Below are 20273 nucleotides of genomic sequence, written 5' to 3' on the forward strand. Positions count from 1 at the left end.
TGTGCTCGGTCAATTCGAAAGGTTCATCAGGACTGAGAAGGCGGCGATTGCCCCGACCGCGGCGCTGGCGATCTTCGCCCTCGTCGCTTCTGGCGGCATCGCTTTCGACTATGCACGTCTTGCCGCCATGGATACCGAGCTCCAGCAGGCCGCCGACCAGGCGGCCCTCGCGGCGGCTACTCAGTTGGACCGGACCGCCAATTCACAGACCAATGCGATTGCGGCGATCAACAACTCGACCGTAACGGACCGGCTGGCGGTGAACGCAACGCGATTTGCCAATGACGATCTTGGTACGAACGTCGAGTTCTCAACAACGGACACCAAGGGGACCGCAAGTACCAGCGACGATGCTGTCACGACCCACGTCACCTTCTGCAGCTCCTTCGACGATTCGAAAGCCGACAGGGATGAGGCGTGCGTCGAGACCACAAGTGGTGCTCAAAGCCGCTTCGTCATGGTCACCACCACGATGCGGACTGCCAAATACGCCTTTACGCCGATCGTGGCCGTGTTCGGTGGAACGGTTTCCGCGACTGCCGTTGCGGGCGTCGAGAGCTCGATCTGCAATGTCGCGCCCCTGTTGGTGTGCGCGCCTAGTAACAACTTCCCTGCTGATTCGGATGTCGGAAAAGGTCTTCGGATGAAGACGGCTGGCGGCAACAGCTGGGCACCAGGCAACTATGGGTATCTTGACTTCGGCAACGGCAACCCGGCCGTGCTGGCGGCCTTGCTCGGCAACGGTCTAAATGGCTGCCAGAGTACCGACGACGACCAGACCGAGCCTGGCAACAAGAACGCCACCGACGCAGTCAACACTCGGCTGGATGTCTATGCAGGCTTGAACAAGAACGATGCGGCGACCTGCGTGCCCTCGACCGGTTCCGCTTGCCCTGCGAAAAACACGCGTAAGGACATGACCCTTACGATGACGTACACGATCCGCGCGTCATCGGAGCCGGCGTCGTCTCCGGACTGCGGAACAGCGGCTGGTGGTCGGCCGCAGGACGCCACGGGCCAGGTCGAATATAGCGACTGGGTACAGACCACCCCCGCTCGTCAGTTCGGACGAGATACGTGTCACTACACGAACACCTGCGCCATGTCCGGTACGGAGAATAACTTCGGCGACGGCAACTGGGATCGCGAAGGATACCTTTCAGCAAACCATGGAGTCAGTGCGGCCACGGTGGCTGCTTCCATTGGCGGCGGAGCGACAGCGGCAACGCTGACCCGCTATCAGGTCTACAAGTGGGAGCTTGCGAACGCCGCCAGCGGCACGCTTGGACCGAGGACCATCGCGACGGGCGCTTGGGAGAAGCAGGGGCAGAACTACAAGATAACAAAGCAATGCGCGTTCAATCAGCCGCGTTTTGCGAGTGCGGCCGCAGATACGGCGAAGGATCGCAGGGTGCTTCCGGTTGTCTCGGCGAATTGCGCGAACCTCACCGGCAAGGGAGGCTCCGGGCAGGTGGGCGGATACACCATCCTTCGGGTTTTCGATGTATTCATCACCGAACCATCGTTGACCCGAACGGCAGCGCAAACCGGCGTCAGTGGAGCGTCGGTCGGGACGGATGAGAAGGAAATCTATGGCGAGATAATCGGACCTGCGACGCCGGTCGGCGGAGGTTCGGGCTTTCAATATTACAGCCGCAACCGGCCCTATCTGGTGCGCTAGGACATGAGCGCTCGCTTCTTCCATTCCCGCTTGCTTCGGCACCGGTCCGGCAGTGCTGCCGCAGAGATGGCGTTGATCACGCCGCTGCTCATGGCACTGATGTTCGGCAGCGCAGAGCTGGGTAACTGGTTTCTCACCAACCATGCGGTCATCAAGCAGGTGCGTGACGGCGCGAGATTCGGTTCTCGCCTCACGCTCAACGCATCCTATGCCTGTCAGGCCGGCGCTCTCGCGACCAACAGCACCGTGTTCCAGGACGGCTCCGCCAATACGAAGATCATCAACGTGACGAAGACCGGTTCGGTGGACGGTACTGCTAGCGGGCGCTTCGGTGGCGCCGACAGCAGTTTCTGGACCGCTTGCAACCAGGGCGAACAGCCGGTTTCAGTGTCCGTTCGCTGTGTACCGAAGGGCAGCTATGCGGGCCTTTACACGGATGTCAGCGGCTCCATCCCGGTCGTCTCGGTCACCGCGAACGTCCAATATCCGTCCATTCTCGGAAATCTCGGCATCAACACGGCCGGCCTGTGTGTAACAGGGTCAAGCGAAGCCGCGGTGGTGGGCATATGATCACGCGGATTGCCCGTCTCGCGCGCTCACGAAGCGGCGCCGCTGGTGCGGAGTTCGCGCTGGTCCTGCCGCTTTTCCTGCTGCTGTTCATCGGCATCATCGACGTCGGCCGCTTCTTCTGGGAACTGAACAAGGGCGAGAAGGCGACGCAGGTCGGGGCGCGTATGGCGATTGTTACGACGCCCGTGTCGCCAGGGCTGATTGCGCATAACTTCGCAACAGGCACGGTTCCTGCGGGGTCCCAGATTCCGGCCTCTGAGTTGACCGGGCTGAAGTGCACGTCGACCGAATGCGTCTGCGAGGGTACCTGCGCTATCAGCAATCTTGCGGCGGATGCCACGGCCTTCGATGCCGTCGTCGCTCGCATGAAGAAGATACACGGGGGGATCACGGCTTCGAACGTGATCATCACGTATCGCGGTTCTGGCTTCGGCCAGGCAGGTCAGGCGAGCGGCACCATGGAGATTTCGCCGCTGATCACAGTGACGCTTACGGGCATGCAGTTCAGTCCAGGCATCACTTTGGGCCTCCTGAATTTCAACATGCCCGCCTTCTCGACCACGCTGACGGCCGAGGATGTCTCGGGCATCTACTCTGAGTAGGAAATTAGTTTGAGCGTCATGACCCCTCCCGAGACGAAGCAGAGCTTCCGCCCACAGGGCGTCGAGGCCGGCGTTCATCTCTACTTGTCCGGCGTGGAGGGGGATTCATCGGACCTGCTCGGTGCCCGTGCCGGCGGGCTGCCGCTCCAGTTCAGCATGGTTCCGGTAACCGAGTGGATTGATCCGAACGACCTCGCTTCGGCTGCCGTCGCCGTGGTGCAGGTCGATGCCGATGCTCCCGCGTCGATCAAGCGCTTCGAGAAGCTGGCCAGGTTGGACGACAAGCCGCTCATCGCAGCTTGCTATGAACCGCCGCTCGCGCTCGTTCGCCACCTCCTCAAGGCCGGAGCGCACGATGTGCTCCCGCTGCCGCTCAGCCTCGATGATCTCGAGACTTCGCTCGCACCCCTTCGCGAGCAGGCGGTCAAGGCGGTCAGTGCCGAGACGATCGTCAGCAACAATCGCCTCGTCGTCTTCCTCAAGTCGCGGGGCGGCTGCGGCGCGACGGCCGTGGCGACGCAGCTGGCTTGCCGGTTCGCAGCGGCAGAACGCCAGGTGGGCCGGGAAGCGGCACTGATCGACTTCGACCTGCAGTTCGGGGACGCGGCGTTCCAGCTGGGCTTGCGCCCCAACCTCACGCTGACGGACATGATCGAAGCCGGGCCGCGGCTCGATGGTCCATTGCTCCGCTCCGCCATGACCCAGCACGCCAGCGGTCTCCATGTCGCAGCGGCTCCGGCGACGATGCTTCCTCTCGAAAGCCTGAGCAACGAACAGGCCATCGCCATCGTCGAGCGTGGCTTGCGCGAGTTCGGCACCCTGTTCGTCGATCTTCCCGCCAACTGGGCCAACTGGTCGCTGAGCGTCGTCGCCCGCGCCAATCTCGTCCTGCTGGTCACCGACCTGTCGATCGCCGGCCTCAATCGTGCCCGCCGGCAGATCGACCTGCTGACCACCCAGGGCCTCGGTGACATCGACCTTCGGGTGGTTGCCAATCGTTTTCGAAAGAGCCTGTTCAAGACGGTCAGCATCGCCGACGCCGAGCAGGCGCTCGGACGCAAGATCGCCTTCACCATCACCGACGAACCGGACGTGATGGACGCAGCGATCGACCAGGGGATCCTCGTCGGCGAAGTTCGTCGCAAGTCGTCGCTGGTCCGGGACTTCGATACGCTCGACGGCGCAATCTGCGCCGCACTCAGGCTGGAGCGCTGACCGATGTGGCAATTCCGCAAACCGAACGCCACCGGAGCCGCTCCCGAGGAACGGGTCGAGCCGAGCCTCGCTGAACGCCAGCTGATGAGCGTCGGCGATGCCGGTGCCTTCGCCAAGCGTGACATCCACACCGACCTCAAGGTGGAACTGCACCAGCGGCTGATCGACTGCATCAACCTCGGCGCGCTCGACGGCATGAGCCGCGAGCAGATCAAGGAGGAAGTCGGCCAGATCGTCGAGGAAGAATTGGCCAAGCAGAACCACGCGCTCAACCTGGTCGAGCGTCGCCGGCTGGTGGACGATGTGCTCGATGAACTGCTGGGACTGGGGCCGCTCGAGCCGCTGCTGAAGGATGCCACCATCACCGACATCCTGGTGAATGGCCCCGATCACGTCTTCGTCGAGCGCTACGGTCAACTCGAGGCCAGCCCGGTGCGCTTCAAGGATGACAAGCACCTGCTTCGGATCATCCAGAAGATCGTTTCTGCCGTCGGCCGCCGTGTCGACGAGAGTTCGCCGCTGGTGGATGCGCGGCTTGCGGACGGAAGCCGCGTGAATGCGGTGGTCCCGCCACTTGCGCTCGATGGCTCCCTGCTTTCCATCCGCAAATTCGCCAAGGTGCCGATCTCGATGGCGCGACTGGTCGAGATCGGCTCGATTCCAATGCAGGTTGCCGAAGTGCTCAAGGCGATTGTCGCCTCCCGCCGCAACGTGCTCATTTCCGGCGGCACGGGCTCGGGCAAGACCACTTTGCTCAATGCGATGTCGGCCTTCATCGACAATCGCGAGCGGATCGTCACCATCGAGGATTCAGCCGAATTGCAGCTCCAGCAGGAGCATGTCGCGCGGCTCGAAACGCGGCCCGCCAATATCGAGGGCAGGGGCGAGATCGGCCAGCGCGAACTGGTCAAGAACGCGCTGCGCATGCGCCCCGATCGGATCATCGTCGGCGAAGTCCGCGCCGGCGAAGCGTTCGACATGCTGCAGGCGATGAACACGGGCCACGACGGCTCGATGACCACGGTTCACGCCAACACGCCGCGCGATGCGCTGTCCCGCCTCGAGCAGATGATCGGCATGTCGGGGATCGACATTCCCGCGCGATCGGCACGAGCCCAGATCGCGTCGGCCATCAACGTCGTCGTGCAGATCGCCCGCCTGTCCGACGGGCGCCGGCGCCTGATCAGCCTGTCCGAGATCACCGGCATGGAAGGCGATGTCGTCACCATGCAGGAGATCTTCCGTTTCCGGCAGACCGGGGTGTCGGCGGACGGCGGAGTGCTCGGCAAGTTCGAGGCGACCGGATTGCGACCCCGGTTCCTCGACCATGCCGTCACGCATGGGCAGACGCTTTCGAATGAGTTGTTCCGGCCCGATGCGAGGTTCGAATGATCGCGGACAACCTTCTTCGGATCTTCGTGCTGATCCTGGTGTTTGCATCGGTCATTCTGGTCATCGAGGTCGCCGTCAGATCCTTTCTGAACGCCCGGAGCGAGACGCGCGCCATCAACGAGCGCCTGACCATGATCGGCCGCGGCGTGTCGCGCGTCGAAACGATGAACCGGCTTCGCCGGCAGAACGATCTGATCGTCAGTCGCCTGCCGGGCTTCCTTCATGGTCCGGGGCGGATGATCGAGCGGATGCTGATGGCCGCGGGCGTCACGACGCCGACCGGCAACCTGCTCCTCATGATCATGCTGGCGCCGATCGTGCTGTTCAGCACCATCATCTTCGCGGCGCTCCTGGCGGGCCTCAGCATCGGTCCGGGACGCCTGTTCCTTTTCGCGGTAGTCGCGATCGCCATCGGCCTCGCCATTCCGCTTCTCCTCCTGCAAGCGAAGGCCGCCCGCCGCCGCAAGAAGATGCAGGAGCAGTTCCCGGTGGCGCTGGACGTCTTCGTGCGCGGGCTGCGCGCCGGCCACCCGGTTGCCGCCGCGCTCGACCTGCTGACGGTCGAGATGCCGGATCCAATCGGAAGTCAGTTCGGGGTCGTGGTGGATGAGGTCACCTACGGGGCGGAACTTCGTGATGCCCTTGGCGATCTCGCCGAGCGGTGGGACCTCGATGACATGCGCATGTTCGTGGTCAGCCTTTCGGTGCAGCAGGAAACCGGCGGCAACCTTGCGGAAATCCTCGAGAACCTCAGCAAGGTGATCCGCGAGCGGACGTCGCTGTTCCTGAAGGTTCGGGCGCTTTCGTCGGAAGGGCGGATGACGGCCATCATGCTGACCCTGCTTCCGGTTCTCGCCTTTACTGCCCTGTTCCTCCTCAACCCCGGCTTCTACCTCGACGTCGCCGACGATCCCGTGTTCATCCCGGGCTTCGGAGGACTCATTCTGCTCTACGCGATCGGCGTGTTCACCATTCGCCGCCTCGTCGATCTGAAGGTCTGACGCATGTTCGAGAATATCGCCGGCAGCAATGCGGTCCGCATCGCCATCCTCGTCATCCTGTTCGCCGGCGTTTGTGCGCTCAGCTTCAGCTTGGTGAACGTCGGTCTCGTGCGCCGTTCCGCGCGCCGCCGCCTCGAGACGGGAGGAGGCGACGTTCCCATCGAAGGGATGATCCCGGCGGGGTCGCTTCGCGCCAACGAAAATGAAGGCGCCTGGGCACGCCTGGTCGAGCGAATCGAGAAGTCGGGCCTCAGCCTCGCCGATACCAAGGACCAGTCCCTGAAACAGAGGCTGGCAGCCGCCGGCTTCACCTCGCCAACCGCGCCACGGGTCTACACGCTCGTCCGCCTTGGCCTCGTGATGCTGCTGCCGACGTTGTGGCTGCTGTTCCGCTGGCTGAGCCCTGACCGGCCCGGAATGGTCGGCCTGTACATCCAGTGCATGATCGCCGCGCTTGCCGGCCTCTACCTGCCCAGCCTTGTCGTCAGCGCCAAGGCAGATCGCCGCCAGCAGGCGATCATCAACGGCTTTCCCGACGCGCTCGATCTCATGCTCGTTTGCGTCGAGGCCGGCCTCGGCCTCGAAGCCGCCTTCGCCCGCGTCGGGCAGGAAATGACCAATACGCACCCGCTCATCGCGCAGCAGCTCGGCAACGTGGTGCTCGAACTGCGTGCCGGTCGAAGCCGCGAGGATGCACTCCGCCGAATGGCCGACCGTGCCCAGGCCGACGAGGTTCGTGCCTTTGCCACGCTGCTCATCCAGTCGACCAAGCTCGGCTCGTCGGTAGCGCAGACCCTGCGCGTCTATGCCGCGGAGATGCGCGAGAAGCGCCGCCTTCGCGCCGAAGAAAAGGCGCACCGCCTGCCGGTGCTGCTGTCGGTGCCGCTGGTCGCCTGCATGTTGCCGGTCATGATCGGAGTCCTGATGCTCCCGGCCGTCATCAGGGTCATGCGCAGCATCGTTCCGGCCCTGGGAGGGGACTGATGACGAGACTTCATCGACTGACCGCCACTGCCGGTGCAATCCTTGTCCTGTCCGGATGCGTGCAGTCCGGTTCCCTGTCGATCCGGACGGTGCCGGGGGCGCTTGCCGATGGCACCAGGTCCGCTGCATTCCGGGTTGCGGAAGCCCAGTCCTACTTCGCGATGGGGAGCATCGGGCTGGCCTCCGAAGGCTTCCGTCGCGCTCTCCGGGAGGATCCGGACAGCGTCGATGCGCTGAACGGCCTCGCCGCCTGCTATGACCGCATGGGTCGCTTCGATCTTTCGCGCGGCTATTACGAGCGGGCACTGGCGCTGGCACCATCCGACAGCCGGCTCTACGCCAACCTCGCGACATCGCTGGCGATGCAGGGCAAGGACAGCGAAGCCGCCGCGGTTCGATCGGAACTGGCGCAGTTGAAGAAGGCGCAGACCGCGCCCAGCATTCCCCTTGCTCCTGCCGCAGCCGTCGCAACCCTGTCTTCCCAGCCCGTCGTCGCAGATGCCGCGACCAGCATCCCGATCGCCCCACCGGCGGTGAGGCCGGCGAGGCATGTCGAAGCGGGCAGTCCGGGCACCCCGCACCTCGAACGGGTCAATCTTGCGGAAGTCATGCTCGTGACCAAGGCTTCGACATCGTCGCCACCTCGTCCTGCGCTAGCGGCGTTGCATCGACCGGCTACTCCGCCGCTCCAGGGGCAGAAGCCGAACGAGGTCACTCCCACTCCGATCGTGCGCCTGCTCAACGCGGCAAGGGTGAACAGGCTTGCGGCCTCGACCCGCGAGCAGCTTCGCACATTGGGCTGGCGCCGGATTGCCATCGGCAATGCGCCGGAAGCCCGTGCCGTGTCGGCGATCCTCTACCCCGAGGGAAGCGGGCAGGCGGCGCGCCGGCTCGGCCGCGAACTCGGCATCGATCTCCATAAGCCGTCGAAGAAGGCCGATGTCCTCGTTGTCCTGCTCGGCCGCGACAAGGCAGGGCAGCGGGTCCGCACATGATCCTGCTCGCAGCCAGTCTGTTGGCTGCCTCTCCGCAAGCCTCGCTCGAACAGGCCGCGCACGCACTGCAGGCGGGGCGAACCGGGCAGGCGCGGGAGATGATCCGGACCGCCATGGGGCAGGGGATGAACGGTCCTCCGGTCGACAGGTTGCTGGCGGATCTCGCCTTTGGCGAGAGGCGCTGGCCCGAGGCGGTGGAGCGCTATCGAGTCCTTTTGAAGACCAGCCCCGCAGACGCGCTGATGCTCGAACGGGCAGGCCTTGCTGCCCTCCAGGCTGGAGACGTCGAAGGCGCGGTCGCATATCTCGACCGGGCGGGGGAGCAGCGAGGCGCAAGCTGGCGCGTGTGGAACGCTCGCGGGATCGCAGCCGACCGCCAGAAGGATTGGCCGGCTGCCGACAAGGCCTATGGCAAAGGCTTGGCGCTCAGACCCGAAAGCGCCGTCCTGCTCAACAATGCAGGATGGTCGCTTCTTCTTCGCGGGCGCTGGAGCGAGGCTGCGGAGCGGCTTTCGCGTGCAGCGGCCCTGGAACCGTCCGACACGAGGATCCAGGCCAATGCCGAACTGGCGCAGGCAGCCATCGCCGCACGGCTGCCATCGCGCCGTGCAGGCGAGAGCGATGCCGCCTTTGCTGCGCGCCTGAACGACGCGGGAGTCGTCGCTTTCGTGCAGGGCGACCGACAGAAGGCGGTCGCCGCCTTCACGCGCGCCCTTGAAGCGAGCAGCCAGTGGTTCACCCGGGCCGCCAACAATCTGGCGATCGCTGAACCGGCGAGCGCGCCTTAGCGAAGGATCGGCACGCTTTTGGCACCGGTCGTTCGGACCGGGCGCGACGCTGGCGCCACGGCAAAGCGGAAGTAACTCGCCTCTCCCTGAACCTCCGACATCTGATCGCTTTGGGAGCGTTGCGTGAAGCGAACGGGTCCATCGGCGAAGGCGAAGTGGCTGTGATCCCCCTCATCCAGCGACTCGAGAAGGTGGAAGCCCTGCCGGCGGAGCTCCGCCGCGACCTCGGCGTGGCGAACGCCGGGCCGCCGCGCGATGTCCATGGCCCGCCCGAACAGGTGCCAGCTGTTGGGGACGCCCCCGACCCGCCGGTTATGCTCGCGGCTTCGCACCGTGCTCGTCACTCTGCCGAAGCGTGCCCCGATCCTGGCTGCCGCGGAAATCCGGAATCTTGCCGCTGGGCCATTACCAGCCGATGCCCTCGGAATTACATTGGTCATCGGAGAAGCTCGGACCGGCACGCCAACCGTGCGCACGCCGAAGTCGGTCGGCTGCGTCATGCCCTGCAGGAGAAGGAATAAAATGCCCCCGTGCAAAACATCTGCCCCCAAGCACTGAGTAAGCGCCAGATTAACAAAGTGGAGCGGGTTCGTCGAGCCGATTGCGCAATAGCTGTGCGGGCCGGAGCAGAAATCCCCCGGATCCGCCAAGTCCCTGTTCTGCCGGGCCTTCCCGCCTGCAGTGCCTTGCCGGACCGATAAGTGATAGCCATATTTGGAACAAACATCTCCAGGTCACGCAACGCGTTAAGCCTTCAGAGAGTTTGAATGTGCCACATAAGCGGGCTAGGCTGCCCGTTCCGGCCGTGCGAGCGGTCGGTGAGACAAGGACCCTTCATGACCAAGCTTTCCGGCGGCGACGGCAAGAGCACCCTATACTGCAGCTTCTGCGGCAAGTCGCAGCACGAAGTGCGCAAGCTCATCGCCGGCCCGACCGTCTTCATCTGCGACGAGTGCGTCGAGCTGTGCAACGACATCATCCGCGAGGAATCGAAGTCGGCCCTGGTGAAGACCCGCGACGGCGTTCCGACCCCGTCCGAGATCTGCAAGGTGCTGGACGATTATGTGATCGGCCAGCAGCGGGCCAAGCGCGTCCTCTCGGTTGCCGTGCACAACCACTACAAGCGCCTGAACCATGGCGCGAAGAGCGGCGCCGAGGTCGAACTCGCCAAGTCGAACATCCTGCTGATCGGGCCGACCGGCTGCGGCAAGACGCTGCTCGCGCAGACATTGGCGCGCATCCTCGACGTGCCCTTCACCATGGCCGACGCCACGACCCTCACCGAGGCCGGCTATGTCGGCGAGGATGTCGAGAACATCATCCTCAAGCTGCTCCAGGCCTCGGACTATAATGTCGAGAAGGCGCAGCGCGGGATCGTCTACATCGACGAGATCGACAAGATCAGCCGCAAGTCGGACAATCCCTCCATCACCCGCGACGTGTCGGGCGAGGGCGTTCAGCAGGCCCTGCTGAAGCTGATGGAAGGCACCACCGCCTCCGTGCCTCCGCAGGGCGGGCGCAAGCATCCGCAGCAGGAATTCCTCCAGGTCGATACGACCAACATCCTGTTCATCTGCGGCGGCGCCTTCTCCGGGCTCGAAAAGATCATCGGCGACCGCCTTCAGGGCAAGTCGATCGGCTTCGGCGCGCATGTCGCCGGCCCCGACGAGCGCAAGACCGGCCAGGTGCTCAAGAATTGCGAGCCGGAGGATCTGCTGAAGTTCGGCCTCATCCCCGAATTCATCGGCCGCCTGCCGGTCATCGCAACGCTCGAGGATCTGGACGAGACCGCGCTGGTCAAGATCCTGGTCGAGCCGAAGAATGCGCTGGTGAAGCAATATTCCAAGCTGTTCGACATGGAGGATGTCGAACTGGCCTTCTCGGAAGATGCCTTGTCGGCGGTCGCCCGCAAGGCGATCGAGCGCAAGACCGGCGCCCGCGGCCTGCGGTCGATCCTCGAAGCGATCCTGCTCGACACCATGTTCGACCTGCCCGGCATGGACGGCGTCGAGAAGGTCCATGTCGACAAGGACGTGGTCGACGGCCGCAAGGAGCCCGTCCGGGTCTATGCGAACCGCGAAGCCAAGGACGACGCGGCGGCCTGACGATTGGGAAGGGAAGTTGAGGTCACCCCGGGGCTCGACCCGGGGTCCCGCTTCTTCCTTTCGCTCCAGCAAGCAAGCGGGATCCCGGATCAGGTCCGGGATGACGGTTGAAACTGGTCCCACCTTCCGCTAAGCGCCACCCGTCATTCCCGTGACACACCATCGATGAGCGCCTTACGGGGCACGCTGGCCGGCGAGGTTTCGCCCGCCGGCGGTTTGCGCTTTGCGTTCGTCGAGATGGAGTAGGTTGTTTATGTTCGAGACCCTCAGCGACCGCCTCGGCGGCGTGTTCGACAAGCTTCGGGGGCGCGGTGCGCTCAATGAGGCCGACGTGCGCGCGGCCATGCGCGAGGTGCGCGTGGCGCTGCTCGAAGCCGATGTCGCCCTTCCGGTCGCCCGCGAGTTCGTCGACAAGGCGACCGAGCGCGCCGTCGGCCAGGAAGTCCTGCGCTCGGTCACGCCGGGCCAGCAGGTCGTCAAGATCGTCAATGACGCACTGGTCGAGATGCTTGGGGCCGAGGGCGCCGATCTCGAACTCGCCGTCACCCCGCCCGCCGTCATCATGATGGTCGGCCTGCAGGGTTCGGGCAAGACGACCTCGACCGCCAAGCTCGCCAAGCGCCTGACCGAGAAGGACCGCAAGAAGGTCCTGATGGCGTCGCTCGACGTTGCCCGCCCGGCGGCGCAGGAGCAGCTCGCCGTGCTCGGGCGCCAGGCCAATGTCGACACGCTCCCGATCGTCCCCGGCCAGTCCCCGGTCGACATCGCCAAGCGCGCGCTCCAGTCGGCGCGCCTCCAGGGCTATGACGTCCTGCTGCTCGACACTGCCGGCCGTCTCCACGTCGACGACAGCCTGATGGGCGAGATGAAGGCGGTCGCCGAGGTGAGCCGCCCGGCCGAGACATTGCTGGTCGTCGACAGCCTGACCGGCCAGGACGCCGTCAACGTCGCCAAGGGCTTCGGCGGGCAGATCGACCTTACCGGCGTCATCCTCACCCGCATGGACGGCGACGCGCGCGGCGGCGCGGCTTTGTCGATGCGCGCCGTCACCGGCAAGCCGATCAAGTTCGCCGGCACCGGCGAGGGCCTCGACGCGATCGAGCCGTTCCACCCGAGCCGGGTCGCCGGCCGGATCCTCGGCATGGGCGACGTCGTCAGCCTGGTCGAGCGAGCGGCCGAGACGATCAAGGTCGAGGAAGCCGAGGCGCTCGCGGCCAAGATGGCCAAGGGCAAGTTCGACCTCGACGACCTTCGCATGCAGCTCGCCCAGATGCAGCGCATGGGCGGCCTTGGCGCGCTCGCCGGCATGATGCCGGGCCTGAAGGGCATGAAGGGCGCGATGGAGAAGGCGCAGGACGGCAAGGCGCTGGTCCACCTCGAGGCCATGCTGTCGTCGATGACCCCGACCGAGCGGGCCAAGCCCGGCCTGATCAACGCCAAGCGCAAGATCCGCATCGCCAAGGGCGCCGGGCGCACCGTCCAGGACGTCAACAAGCTCCTGAAGATGCATCAGGAAATGGAAGGCGCGATGAAGCGCCTCAAGAAGATGGGCGGCCTCGGCAAGCTCGCTGCCATGTTCGGCAAGGGCGGGCTCGAGGGCGCGATGGGCGGGCTCCTTCCCGGCGCGACGCCCGGCGGCATGCCCGGCCTCCCCGGGCTGCCCGGCGGCAGCTCACCTTTCGGCCTCCCTCCGGGCGGCGACAAGTTCGGCAAGAAATAACAGAGACTTCAAGGAAGGAATGAACAAATGGCAGTAGCAATTCGCCTCGCTCGTGGCGGCTCCAAGAAGCGTCCTTATTACCGCGTCGTCGTGGCCGACAGCCGCAACGCCCGTGACGGCCGCTTCATCGAGAAGGTCGGCACCTACAACCCGCTGCTGGCGAAGGATTCGCCCGAGCGCGTCAAGCTCGACGCCGACCGCATCTCGCATTGGCTGAGCGTCGGCGCGCAGCCGACCGACCGCGTCGCCCGCTTCCTCGATGCCGCCGGAATCAAGGAGCGCGCCGCCCGCAACAACCCGAACAAGGGTGTCCCGGGCGAGAAGGCCAAGGAGCGCGCCGAGGAGCGTGCGTCGAAGGCCGCCGAGGCCGCCGAGGCCGCTGCCGCCGCCGCGGCCGAGCCGGCCCCGGCCGAAGAGCCCGCCGCTGAGGAGGCTCCGGCCGCTGCTGAGGCCCCGGCCGAGGAGGCTCCGGCTGCCGAGGACGTCAGCGCCCCGACCCAGCCCGAGCCGGCTGAAGGCTCGGACGAAGCCGCCCCGGCCGAAGGCGCCGAGAAGGCGGAAGGCTAAGGCTCGTCCCCTCGACTTCGTTCGGCACGAACGGTGGAACGGCCTGGTCCTTCCCCGTTCCTGTCGAGCGAATTCGGGATGGTCATTGTATGACAACCCGCGTCACCCTCGCCGCCATCGCCGGCGCCCATGGCGTCCGCGGCGAGGTGCGCCTCAAGCTGTTCACCGACAGCCTTGCCGGACTTGCCGCGCATGACCGCGTGCTTGTCGACGGCACGCCGCGCCGCCTGCTCCATGTCGGCGGGACCGCCAAGAGCCCGACCGCGCGCCTCGAAGGCATCGCCGACCGCAATGCCGCCGAAGCCCTCCGCGGCACCCTCATCGAGGTTGAGCGTGACGCCTTGCCGCCGCTCGGGCCGGACGAATATTACCACGCCGACCTGATCGGCCTCGACTGCGTCGACGGGCAGGGCACGCTCCACGGCAAGGTCGCCGCCGTCGAGAATTACGGGGCAGGGGACCTGCTCGACGTCGAACTCCCCACGGGCAAGCGCGCGCTCATTCCCTTCAGGCCCGGCATCGCCGATCTCGAAGACGGCCGCATCCGCCTCGATCCCGCGTTTCTCGCCTGAGCGCCCCACTAACGCGCTCTTAACCCTCCGCCCGCTAACGCAGTCCGGCACAGCGTAGCGAAGTGGGGCCATGGACGATCTGATTGCCGATTTCGTCTCCGAATGCCGGGACATGCTGGAAAGCCTCGGCGGCGAGATCGTCGCGTGGGAGGCGGCGCCGCAGGACAAGGCCCGCCTCGACAGCATTTTCCGCTTCGTCCACACGGTGAAGGGCAATTGCGGCTTCTTCGACTTTCCGCGCCTGGAAGCGCTCAGCCACGCGGCCGAGGACGCCCTGGCCGATGTCCGCGCCGGCCGCCGCCAGCCCGATCCTGCCCTCGTCAGCGCCGTCCTCGCCATCATCGACCGGATCGGCGAGATGGTCGAACTGATCGCCGCCGGATCCGCCATCCCGCAGGGCGATGACAGCGACCTCACCGAGGCCCTGAAGCCCGGCGCCGAGCCGGCCGCGCCCGCAGCACCGGTGGCCGCCGTCGGCAACCCCGTTGCCAGCGCCTTCGGCAACGGCGCCGCCCCGCGCACCATCCGCCTGTCGGTCGACCTCCTCGACCGCATGATGAGCGGAGTCTCCGACCTCGTCCTTGCCCGCAACGAACTCGCCCGCCGCCTCCGCGACACCAGCACCGACGTCGCGGTCGATAGCGCCTTCGAGCGGATGAGCGGGATCATCGCCGAGATGCGCGACGCCATCACCCGCACCCGCATGCAGCGCATCGAGAGCCTGTTCGTCGGCATCCCCCGGATGGTCCGCGACCTTTCCGCCGAGCTCGGCCGCCAGGTCATGGTCGACATCGACGGCGGCGACGTCGAACTGGACCGCGAGATGATCGAGATGATCCGCGATCCGCTGACGCATATCGTCCGCAACGCGGTGGACCATGGCATCGAGCCGCCGGCCGAGCGCCTGAAGGCCGGCAAGCGCGAGATCGGCCTGCTCAGCGTCTCCGCCCGCCAGTCGGGCAACCAGATCCTCATCGACATCATCGACGACGGCCGCGGCATCGATGGCAGGAAGCTCGTCGCCAAGGCCCTCGACGCCGGCCTGATGGAGCGCGAGGAGGCCATGCGCCTGTCCCCGCGCGAGCAGCTCCACCTCATCTTCGAAGCCGGCCTGTCCACCGCCACGTCGGTCACCAACGTGTCCGGGCGCGGGGTCGGAATGGACGTCGTGCGCTCCAACGTCGAGCGCATCGGCGGCATCGTCGAGGTGGATTCCAAGCTTGGGCAGGGGACGCGCATGACGCTCCGCGTTCCGCTCACCCTGACCATCATCCCGGCGCTCACCGTCTCCATCGGCAGCCAGCATTTCGCCATTCCGCGGGTCGCCATTGAGGAGATCGTCCGGGCCGGCGGCGAAAGCGTCACGCTGTCCGAACTTGGCGGCGCCGGAATCGTCACCATCCGTGGCCGCCGCGTGCCCGAGATCGTCCTCGCCGACCTGCTCGGACTGCCGAGCGCGCTTCCCGACACCGAGCGCACCTTGATTGTGCTCAAGCCCGCCGGCGGCGACGTCTATGCGCTGAGCGTCGACCGGGTCCACGACCATGAGGAACTGGTCGTGAAGCCCGCCGCGCCCGCGGTCATGGCGACCGGCATCTATGCCGGCACCACGCTTGCCGACGACGGCTCGCCCATCCTTCTGTTCGACCCGGCCGGCCTGGCCCGGGTCGGCGGCGTCCGCTTCGAGGTGCAGGAGCGCAGCATCCGCCTGATCGAGGACGGCAACGGCGCAGCCGTGGCGGAAGACGCCACGCCGGTTCTCCTCTTCCGCGATCTCCACGGCGCCCGCCGCGCCATCCGCCTCGGCGTGGTGGACCGGATCGAGGAAGTGCCGGGAAGCGCCGTCGGCATGGGCGCCGGCCGCATGCGCGTGCAGCTCGGCGACGACATTCTTCCGCTCGAAGGCCTGGCCAGCCCGCCCGCCGCCGACGAAAAGGTGCGCCTGTTCCGCCTCAGCGACGGCAGGGTCCAGCTCGGCCTCGCCTTCCGCGAGGTGATCGACCTCGATGCCATCGCCGACGTCATCATCCCGGCCGACGGGCCCGGGCCGGTCGAGGGCGTGACCCTGGTCGCCGGCGAGCCGGCCGAGCTGGTCGACGCCCACTGGCTGTTCGCCGGTGCCAGCCGGATCACGACCGCCGAGACCGCGCTTCCGGTCTGCCGCCTCGACCTTGCCGATCCCTGGGTCCGCAACATGCTCCGTCCGATCGTCGAGGCCGCCGGCTACCGGGTCGTGCCCGCCGAATCCGAGGGCGATGCCGACCTCGCCATCGCCTGGGTCGGAAGCAAGCCGCCGCCGGGCGCGGGGAGGACCCTCTTCCTCAGCCCCGATGCCGAGGGCGCCGCCAACGAGAACCACATCTACCGCTACGATCGCGCCGGCCTGCTCGTCGCCTTGCGCGACGCTGCCCGGGGGAGGGGCTGAGATGAACGAACTCCTGCTCGTCGTCCGCATCGCCGGCCAGCGCGTGGCGATACCGGCCGCCTCGATCGAGAGCGTGGTCGAACTCGACACCCTCATCCCGGTGCCGCGCGCCGCCCAGCACGTCGCCGGCCTGTCGGCGCTGCGCAGCCGCGTGCTGACCGTCATCTGCTGCCGCCGCTCGCTTGGCCTTGAACAGCTGGACCAGCAGAACGGCATTCTCGAAGCCGCCGTAACCGAGGTCGACGGCCACCATTATGCGCTGATCGTCGATGGCGTGGAGGACGTGCTCGAAGCCGTCAGCGGTCCCGTGCCCGTACGCGCCGCGATGAGCGAGGGCTGGGACCGGGTCTCCTCGGGCATGGTCGAGACGGAGGAGGGCGCCCTGCTCCTGATCGATGTCGCCGCCCTCGTCGGCGGCCCCGACCAGGTCCGCCAGGCGGCTTAGGAGCCCTTTCTTAACGCTTGCCGGCCTAAAGCTTGGCCAACGACTTCAATCCAGAGCCTTTCCGAACGGTGCAAAGCCCCATGAAGACCTGCCTCATCGTCGACGACTCCAAGGTCATCCGCAAGGTTGCCCGCCACATCCTCGAGACGCTCGAGTTCAGCGTCGAGGAGGCCGGCGACGGCCGCGAAGCGCTGGAGCGCTGCGAAGCGTCCATGCCCGACGTGGTGCTGCTCGACTGGAACATGCCGGTGATGAGCGGGATGGAATTCCTCAAGCTCCTTCGCCAGCGTGGCCATGCCGACCAGCCAAAGGTCGTCTTCTGCACCACGGAGAACGACATGGCGCACATCCGCGCCGCGCTCGAGGCCGGTGCCGACGAATATGTGATGAAGCCGTTCGACCGCGAGACGCTCCACATCAAGCTCCAGCTCGTCGGCGTCGCCTGAGGACCTGACCATGGGCCCGGCGCTCGCCATCAGGAAAGCGGCGCCATCATCCCTGGCGCCCCGGCCGATCCGGCTGATGATCGTCGATGACTCGATGGTCGCCAGGGCCGTGCTCAGCCGCATGGTGGAGCTTGGCGGCGGGTTCGAGATCTCCGCCGTCGCCGGCACCGCCGAGGATGCCATCGAAGCGCTCGCCCATGTCACCGTGGACGTCATCCTGCTCGACCTCGAGATGCCCGGCGCCGGTGGGCTCGACAAACTGCCCGAGATCATCGCCAAGGCCCGCGGCGCGCGCGTGCTGATTGTCTCCAGCCTTGCCGAGGAAGGCGCCGCGGCAACCGTCAAGGCGCTGGCCGATGGCGCCGCAGACACCCTGCTGAAGCCCGGCACGGGCCGGTTTCAGGGCCGCTTCGCCGATGTCCTCGTCACCAAGATCCGCGCCCTCGGCCAGGTCGAATGCACCGGCGACCCAAATCGGCCCACGCTCCCGGCGCCGCTCCAGGCCATGGCCACGGAGGCGCTCTCCCTGATTGCGATCGGCGCGTCCACCGGCGGAATCCACGCCCTCGGTCGCTTCTTCGGCGCGCTTCCGGAGGCGACCGGCGCGCCCATCCTCGTCACTCAGCATCTGCCTGTGCCGTTCATGGACGTGTTCGCCCGCCAGCTGTCGACTGCCGCCAAGCGCCCGGCCCGGATCGCCACCGAGGGCGCACTGCTGGTCGCGGACGAGATCATGATTGCACCGGGCGACGCGCATCTCACGGTGGCACGAGCGAACGACCGTCAGCTTCGAATTCGCCTCACCGGCGGCCGCAGCAACAGTGGCTGCCTGCCGAGCGTCGATCCGATGCTCGACTCCATCGCGAAGTTGAAACTGCCCGGAGCGGTCGCCGTCATCCTGTCCGGCATGGGCCGGGATGGCGTCACCGGTGCCGAAGCCCTGGTCCGCGCCGGCGGCTCGGTGCTCGTCCAGGACGAGCCGACCAGCGCCGTCTGGGGCATGCCGCGAGCGGTTGCCGAAGCCGGCCTCGCCGCCGCCATCCTGCCTCCTGAAAAGCTTGCCCGTCGTGTTGCGTCCCGGATTGGCCAGACCCATGCAGATAAGTGACTCCAGCTCGCGCATCCTCGCCGGGCTGCTCGAGGCTCGAACCGGCCAGCAACTGACGATGAGCCGGCGCTGGCGGCTGGAGACGGCGCTCTCCCAGCTCATGCGTGAACGGGCAATCACCAGCATCGACGAGCTGATCACCATTCTCGTCATGGGCCGCGAGCCCAGCCTGTCGACCCGCGTAGTGGAGGCATTGCTGAACAACGAGACCTATTTCTTCCGCGATCGCCAACCGTTCGATCTGCTCCAGGCCTCTGCGCTGCCCGAACTGGCAAAGCGTCGCGACAGCGCGAAGACGCTGCGCATCTGGTCGGCCGGCTGCTCGGCGGGGCAGGAGGCCTACAGCCTCGCCATGCTGTTCGCCGATGACCCGCTGAAATGGGCCGGCTGGACCATCGACATCATCGGCACCGACGTCAGCGAAAGCGTGGTCGAGCGTGCGCGCTCGGGCACCTACACCCAGTTCGAGGTGCAGCGCGGCCTCGGTATCCAGCAGATGATCCGCTGGTTCGACGAGACTCCGAACGGCTGGCGCGCCAGCGAGACCCTGCGCAAGCCGGTCCGCTTTCAGGTCCACAACCTCCTCGAAGTTCCGCCGCACCCCGGCCGGTTCGACCTCATCCTTTGTCGCAACGTTCTCCTCTACCTCAATGATTCGACACGCCGAAAGGCATTCGACCGCCTGTCCTCGGCGCTCGCCCCGGACGGCTGGCTGATGCTCGGGGCGGGGGAGACGGTGATCGGCCAGGCCACCGCCCTCGAGACCGACCGCGACATGCGCGGACTTTACCGGCTGAAGAACGAAGCGGCCAAGGCGGCGTGATCGCTGTTCCCCTGCGAAGGTGGGGGACGACGCCTTGAGCCCTCCGTTGCAACGAGAGGACACCGGGCTCCCGCTTTCACAGGAGAACAGGCGGCACCCTTGACCTCCGCCCTCACTCATTGTCCCTAAAGGGCGTGGACATCATCGCTCGACCCTCGCCCAATCATGACGAGCGCGCCGCGCCCGTGTCGATGATCGTGCTCCATTACACCGGCATGCCGACCTGCGAGGGCGCGCTGGACCGCCTCTGCTCGCCCGAGGCCAAGGTCTCCTGTCATTACCTCGTCGACGAGGATGGCACGGTCTACAGCCTCGTCGACGAGGAACGCCGTGCCTGGCACGCCGGCAAGAGCTTCTGGCGCGGCATTCGCGACGTCAACAGCGCCTCGATCGGAATCGAGATCGTCAATCCGGGCCACGAATTCGGCTACCGGCCCTTCCCGGACGAGCAGGTCGCCGCGCTCATCCCGCTGGTCGCGCGGATCAAGGACCGTCACGGCATCGGCCGCGGCAATGTCGTCGGCCACAGCGACATCGCGCCGACCCGCAAGGAGGATCCCGGCGAGCTCTTCCCGTGGGAGGCCCTTGCCAAGCGCCGCCTCGCGCTGCCGAGTCCCACCCGCAACCTCATCGATCCCTATTGGTCCGACGCCGCCTTCCTGCTCGCGCTCGAACGCTTCGGCTATGACGTGACCGACTCCTGGAAGGCCACCATCGCCTTCCAGCGCCGCTTCCGCCCCGACCGGGTGGACGGCATCATCGACGGAGAATGCCGCGCCAAGCTGCTGGCGCTGCTGCTGCCAAGGCCGCAGGGCGAACCCTGACCGCTAGGCA

20 protein-coding genes are annotated in these 20273 nt (G+C 66.4%); 19 read left to right on the top strand and 1 reads right to left on the bottom strand.

Annotated features, from left to right (window positions below; translation table 11 throughout):
* The first annotated feature begins 1 nt into the window (after position 1).
* From JOY29_RS01945 to JOY29_RS01985, 9 genes are all read left to right on the top strand, one after another.
* Complete coding sequence (locus JOY29_RS01945) at positions 2 to 1681, top strand: pilus assembly protein TadG-related protein (RefSeq protein WP_300974524.1); 1680 nt, start codon at positions 2 to 4, stop codon at positions 1679 to 1681.
* A 3-nt stretch (positions 1682 to 1684) separates the two neighbouring features.
* Positions 1685 to 2251: a TadE/TadG family type IV pilus assembly protein gene (locus JOY29_RS01950; protein WP_300974525.1), complete on the top strand. Its 567-nt coding sequence runs from the start codon at positions 1685 to 1687 to the stop codon at positions 2249 to 2251.
* Complete coding sequence (locus tag JOY29_RS01955; RefSeq protein ID WP_300974526.1) at positions 2248 to 2853, top strand: TadE/TadG family type IV pilus assembly protein; 606 nt, start codon at positions 2248 to 2250, stop codon at positions 2851 to 2853. Before JOY29_RS01950 ends, JOY29_RS01955 begins: the two co-directional genes overlap by 4 nt.
* A 9-nt stretch (positions 2854 to 2862) precedes the next feature.
* Positions 2863 to 4068, top strand: coding sequence for a hypothetical protein (locus JOY29_RS01960; RefSeq protein WP_300974527.1), 1206 nt, complete (start codon positions 2863 to 2865; stop codon positions 4066 to 4068).
* Between the two features lie 84 nt (positions 4069 to 4152).
* Positions 4153 to 5460, top strand: coding sequence for a CpaF family protein (locus JOY29_RS01965; RefSeq protein ID WP_300975569.1), 1308 nt, complete (start codon positions 4153 to 4155; stop codon positions 5458 to 5460).
* Complete coding sequence (locus tag JOY29_RS01970; RefSeq protein ID WP_300974528.1) at positions 5457 to 6461, top strand: type II secretion system F family protein; 1005 nt, start codon at positions 5457 to 5459, stop codon at positions 6459 to 6461. Before JOY29_RS01965 ends, JOY29_RS01970 begins: the two co-directional genes overlap by 4 nt.
* A 3-nt stretch (positions 6462 to 6464) precedes the next feature.
* Positions 6465 to 7445, top strand: coding sequence for a type II secretion system F family protein (locus JOY29_RS01975; protein ID WP_300974529.1), 981 nt, complete (start codon positions 6465 to 6467; stop codon positions 7443 to 7445).
* On the top strand, positions 7445 to 8440 hold the full coding sequence (locus JOY29_RS01980; RefSeq protein ID WP_300974530.1) for a tetratricopeptide repeat protein: 996 nt from the start codon (positions 7445 to 7447) through the stop codon (positions 8438 to 8440). Before JOY29_RS01975 ends, JOY29_RS01980 begins: the two co-directional genes overlap by 1 nt.
* Entirely contained in the window at positions 8437 to 9228 is a 792-nt protein-coding gene (locus JOY29_RS01985; RefSeq protein ID WP_300974531.1) for a tetratricopeptide repeat protein, read from the top strand. The genes JOY29_RS01980 and JOY29_RS01985 overlap by 4 nt, the downstream gene beginning before the upstream one ends.
* Here the strand turns inward: JOY29_RS01985 and JOY29_RS01990 are convergent.
* Positions 9225 to 9572, bottom strand: a complete 348-nt coding sequence (locus JOY29_RS01990) for a D-Ala-D-Ala carboxypeptidase family metallohydrolase (protein WP_300974532.1) — start codon at positions 9570 to 9572, stop codon at positions 9225 to 9227. The genes JOY29_RS01985 and JOY29_RS01990 overlap by 4 nt on opposite strands.
* Before the next feature lie 492 nt (positions 9573 to 10064).
* On the opposite strand from JOY29_RS01990, the gene clpX reads away from it, so the two are divergent.
* The 10 genes from clpX (at position 10065) to JOY29_RS02040 (ending at position 20263) form a co-directional block, all read left to right on the top strand.
* Positions 10065 to 11333, top strand: a complete 1269-nt coding sequence (gene clpX, locus JOY29_RS01995) for an ATP-dependent Clp protease ATP-binding subunit ClpX (RefSeq protein ID WP_300974533.1) — start codon at positions 10065 to 10067, stop codon at positions 11331 to 11333.
* Positions 11334 to 11586: 253 nt separating this feature from the next.
* On the top strand, positions 11587 to 13053 hold the full coding sequence (gene ffh, locus JOY29_RS02000) for a signal recognition particle protein (protein WP_300974534.1): 1467 nt from the start codon (positions 11587 to 11589) through the stop codon (positions 13051 to 13053).
* Between the two features lie 27 nt (positions 13054 to 13080).
* Positions 13081 to 13620 carry a 30S ribosomal protein S16 gene (gene rpsP / locus JOY29_RS02005; RefSeq protein ID WP_300974535.1) on the top strand — a complete coding sequence of 180 codons (540 nt, stop codon included), beginning with the start codon at positions 13081 to 13083 and terminating at the stop codon, positions 13618 to 13620.
* 89 nt (positions 13621 to 13709) lie between these two features.
* Positions 13710 to 14192, top strand: a complete 483-nt coding sequence (gene rimM, locus JOY29_RS02010; RefSeq protein WP_300974537.1) for a ribosome maturation factor RimM — start codon at positions 13710 to 13712, stop codon at positions 14190 to 14192.
* A 70-nt stretch (positions 14193 to 14262) separates the two neighbouring features.
* A complete protein-coding gene (locus JOY29_RS02015; protein ID WP_300974538.1) occupies positions 14263 to 16617 on the top strand; it encodes a chemotaxis protein CheA in 2355 nt (784 codons plus the stop codon).
* A 1-nt stretch (position 16618) separates the two neighbouring features.
* Positions 16619 to 17062 carry a chemotaxis protein CheW gene (locus JOY29_RS02020; protein ID WP_300974539.1) on the top strand — a complete coding sequence of 148 codons (444 nt, stop codon included), beginning with the start codon at positions 16619 to 16621 and terminating at the stop codon, positions 17060 to 17062.
* Positions 17063 to 17142: 80 nt separating this feature from the next.
* Positions 17143 to 17508: a response regulator gene (locus tag JOY29_RS02025; RefSeq protein WP_249504473.1), complete on the top strand. Its 366-nt coding sequence runs from the start codon at positions 17143 to 17145 to the stop codon at positions 17506 to 17508.
* A gap of 10 nt (positions 17509 to 17518) precedes the next feature.
* The gene (locus JOY29_RS02030; protein WP_300974541.1) at positions 17519 to 18616 is read left to right on the top strand and encodes a chemotaxis protein CheB; all 1098 of its coding nucleotides are present in this window, start codon (positions 17519 to 17521) and stop codon (positions 18614 to 18616) included.
* Positions 18603 to 19439: a protein-glutamate O-methyltransferase CheR gene (locus JOY29_RS02035; RefSeq protein WP_300974542.1), complete on the top strand. Its 837-nt coding sequence runs from the start codon at positions 18603 to 18605 to the stop codon at positions 19437 to 19439. The genes JOY29_RS02030 and JOY29_RS02035 overlap by 14 nt, the downstream gene beginning before the upstream one ends.
* Before the next feature lie 134 nt (positions 19440 to 19573).
* Positions 19574 to 20263 carry an N-acetylmuramoyl-L-alanine amidase gene (locus JOY29_RS02040; protein ID WP_300974543.1) on the top strand — a complete coding sequence of 230 codons (690 nt, stop codon included), beginning with the start codon at positions 19574 to 19576 and terminating at the stop codon, positions 20261 to 20263.
* Positions 20264 to 20273 lie beyond the last annotated feature (10 nt).

The sequence above is a fragment of the Sphingomonas sp. LHG3406-1 genome (genome assembly GCF_029637485.1).
GTDB lineage: Bacteria > Pseudomonadota > Alphaproteobacteria > Sphingomonadales > Sphingomonadaceae > Sphingomicrobium.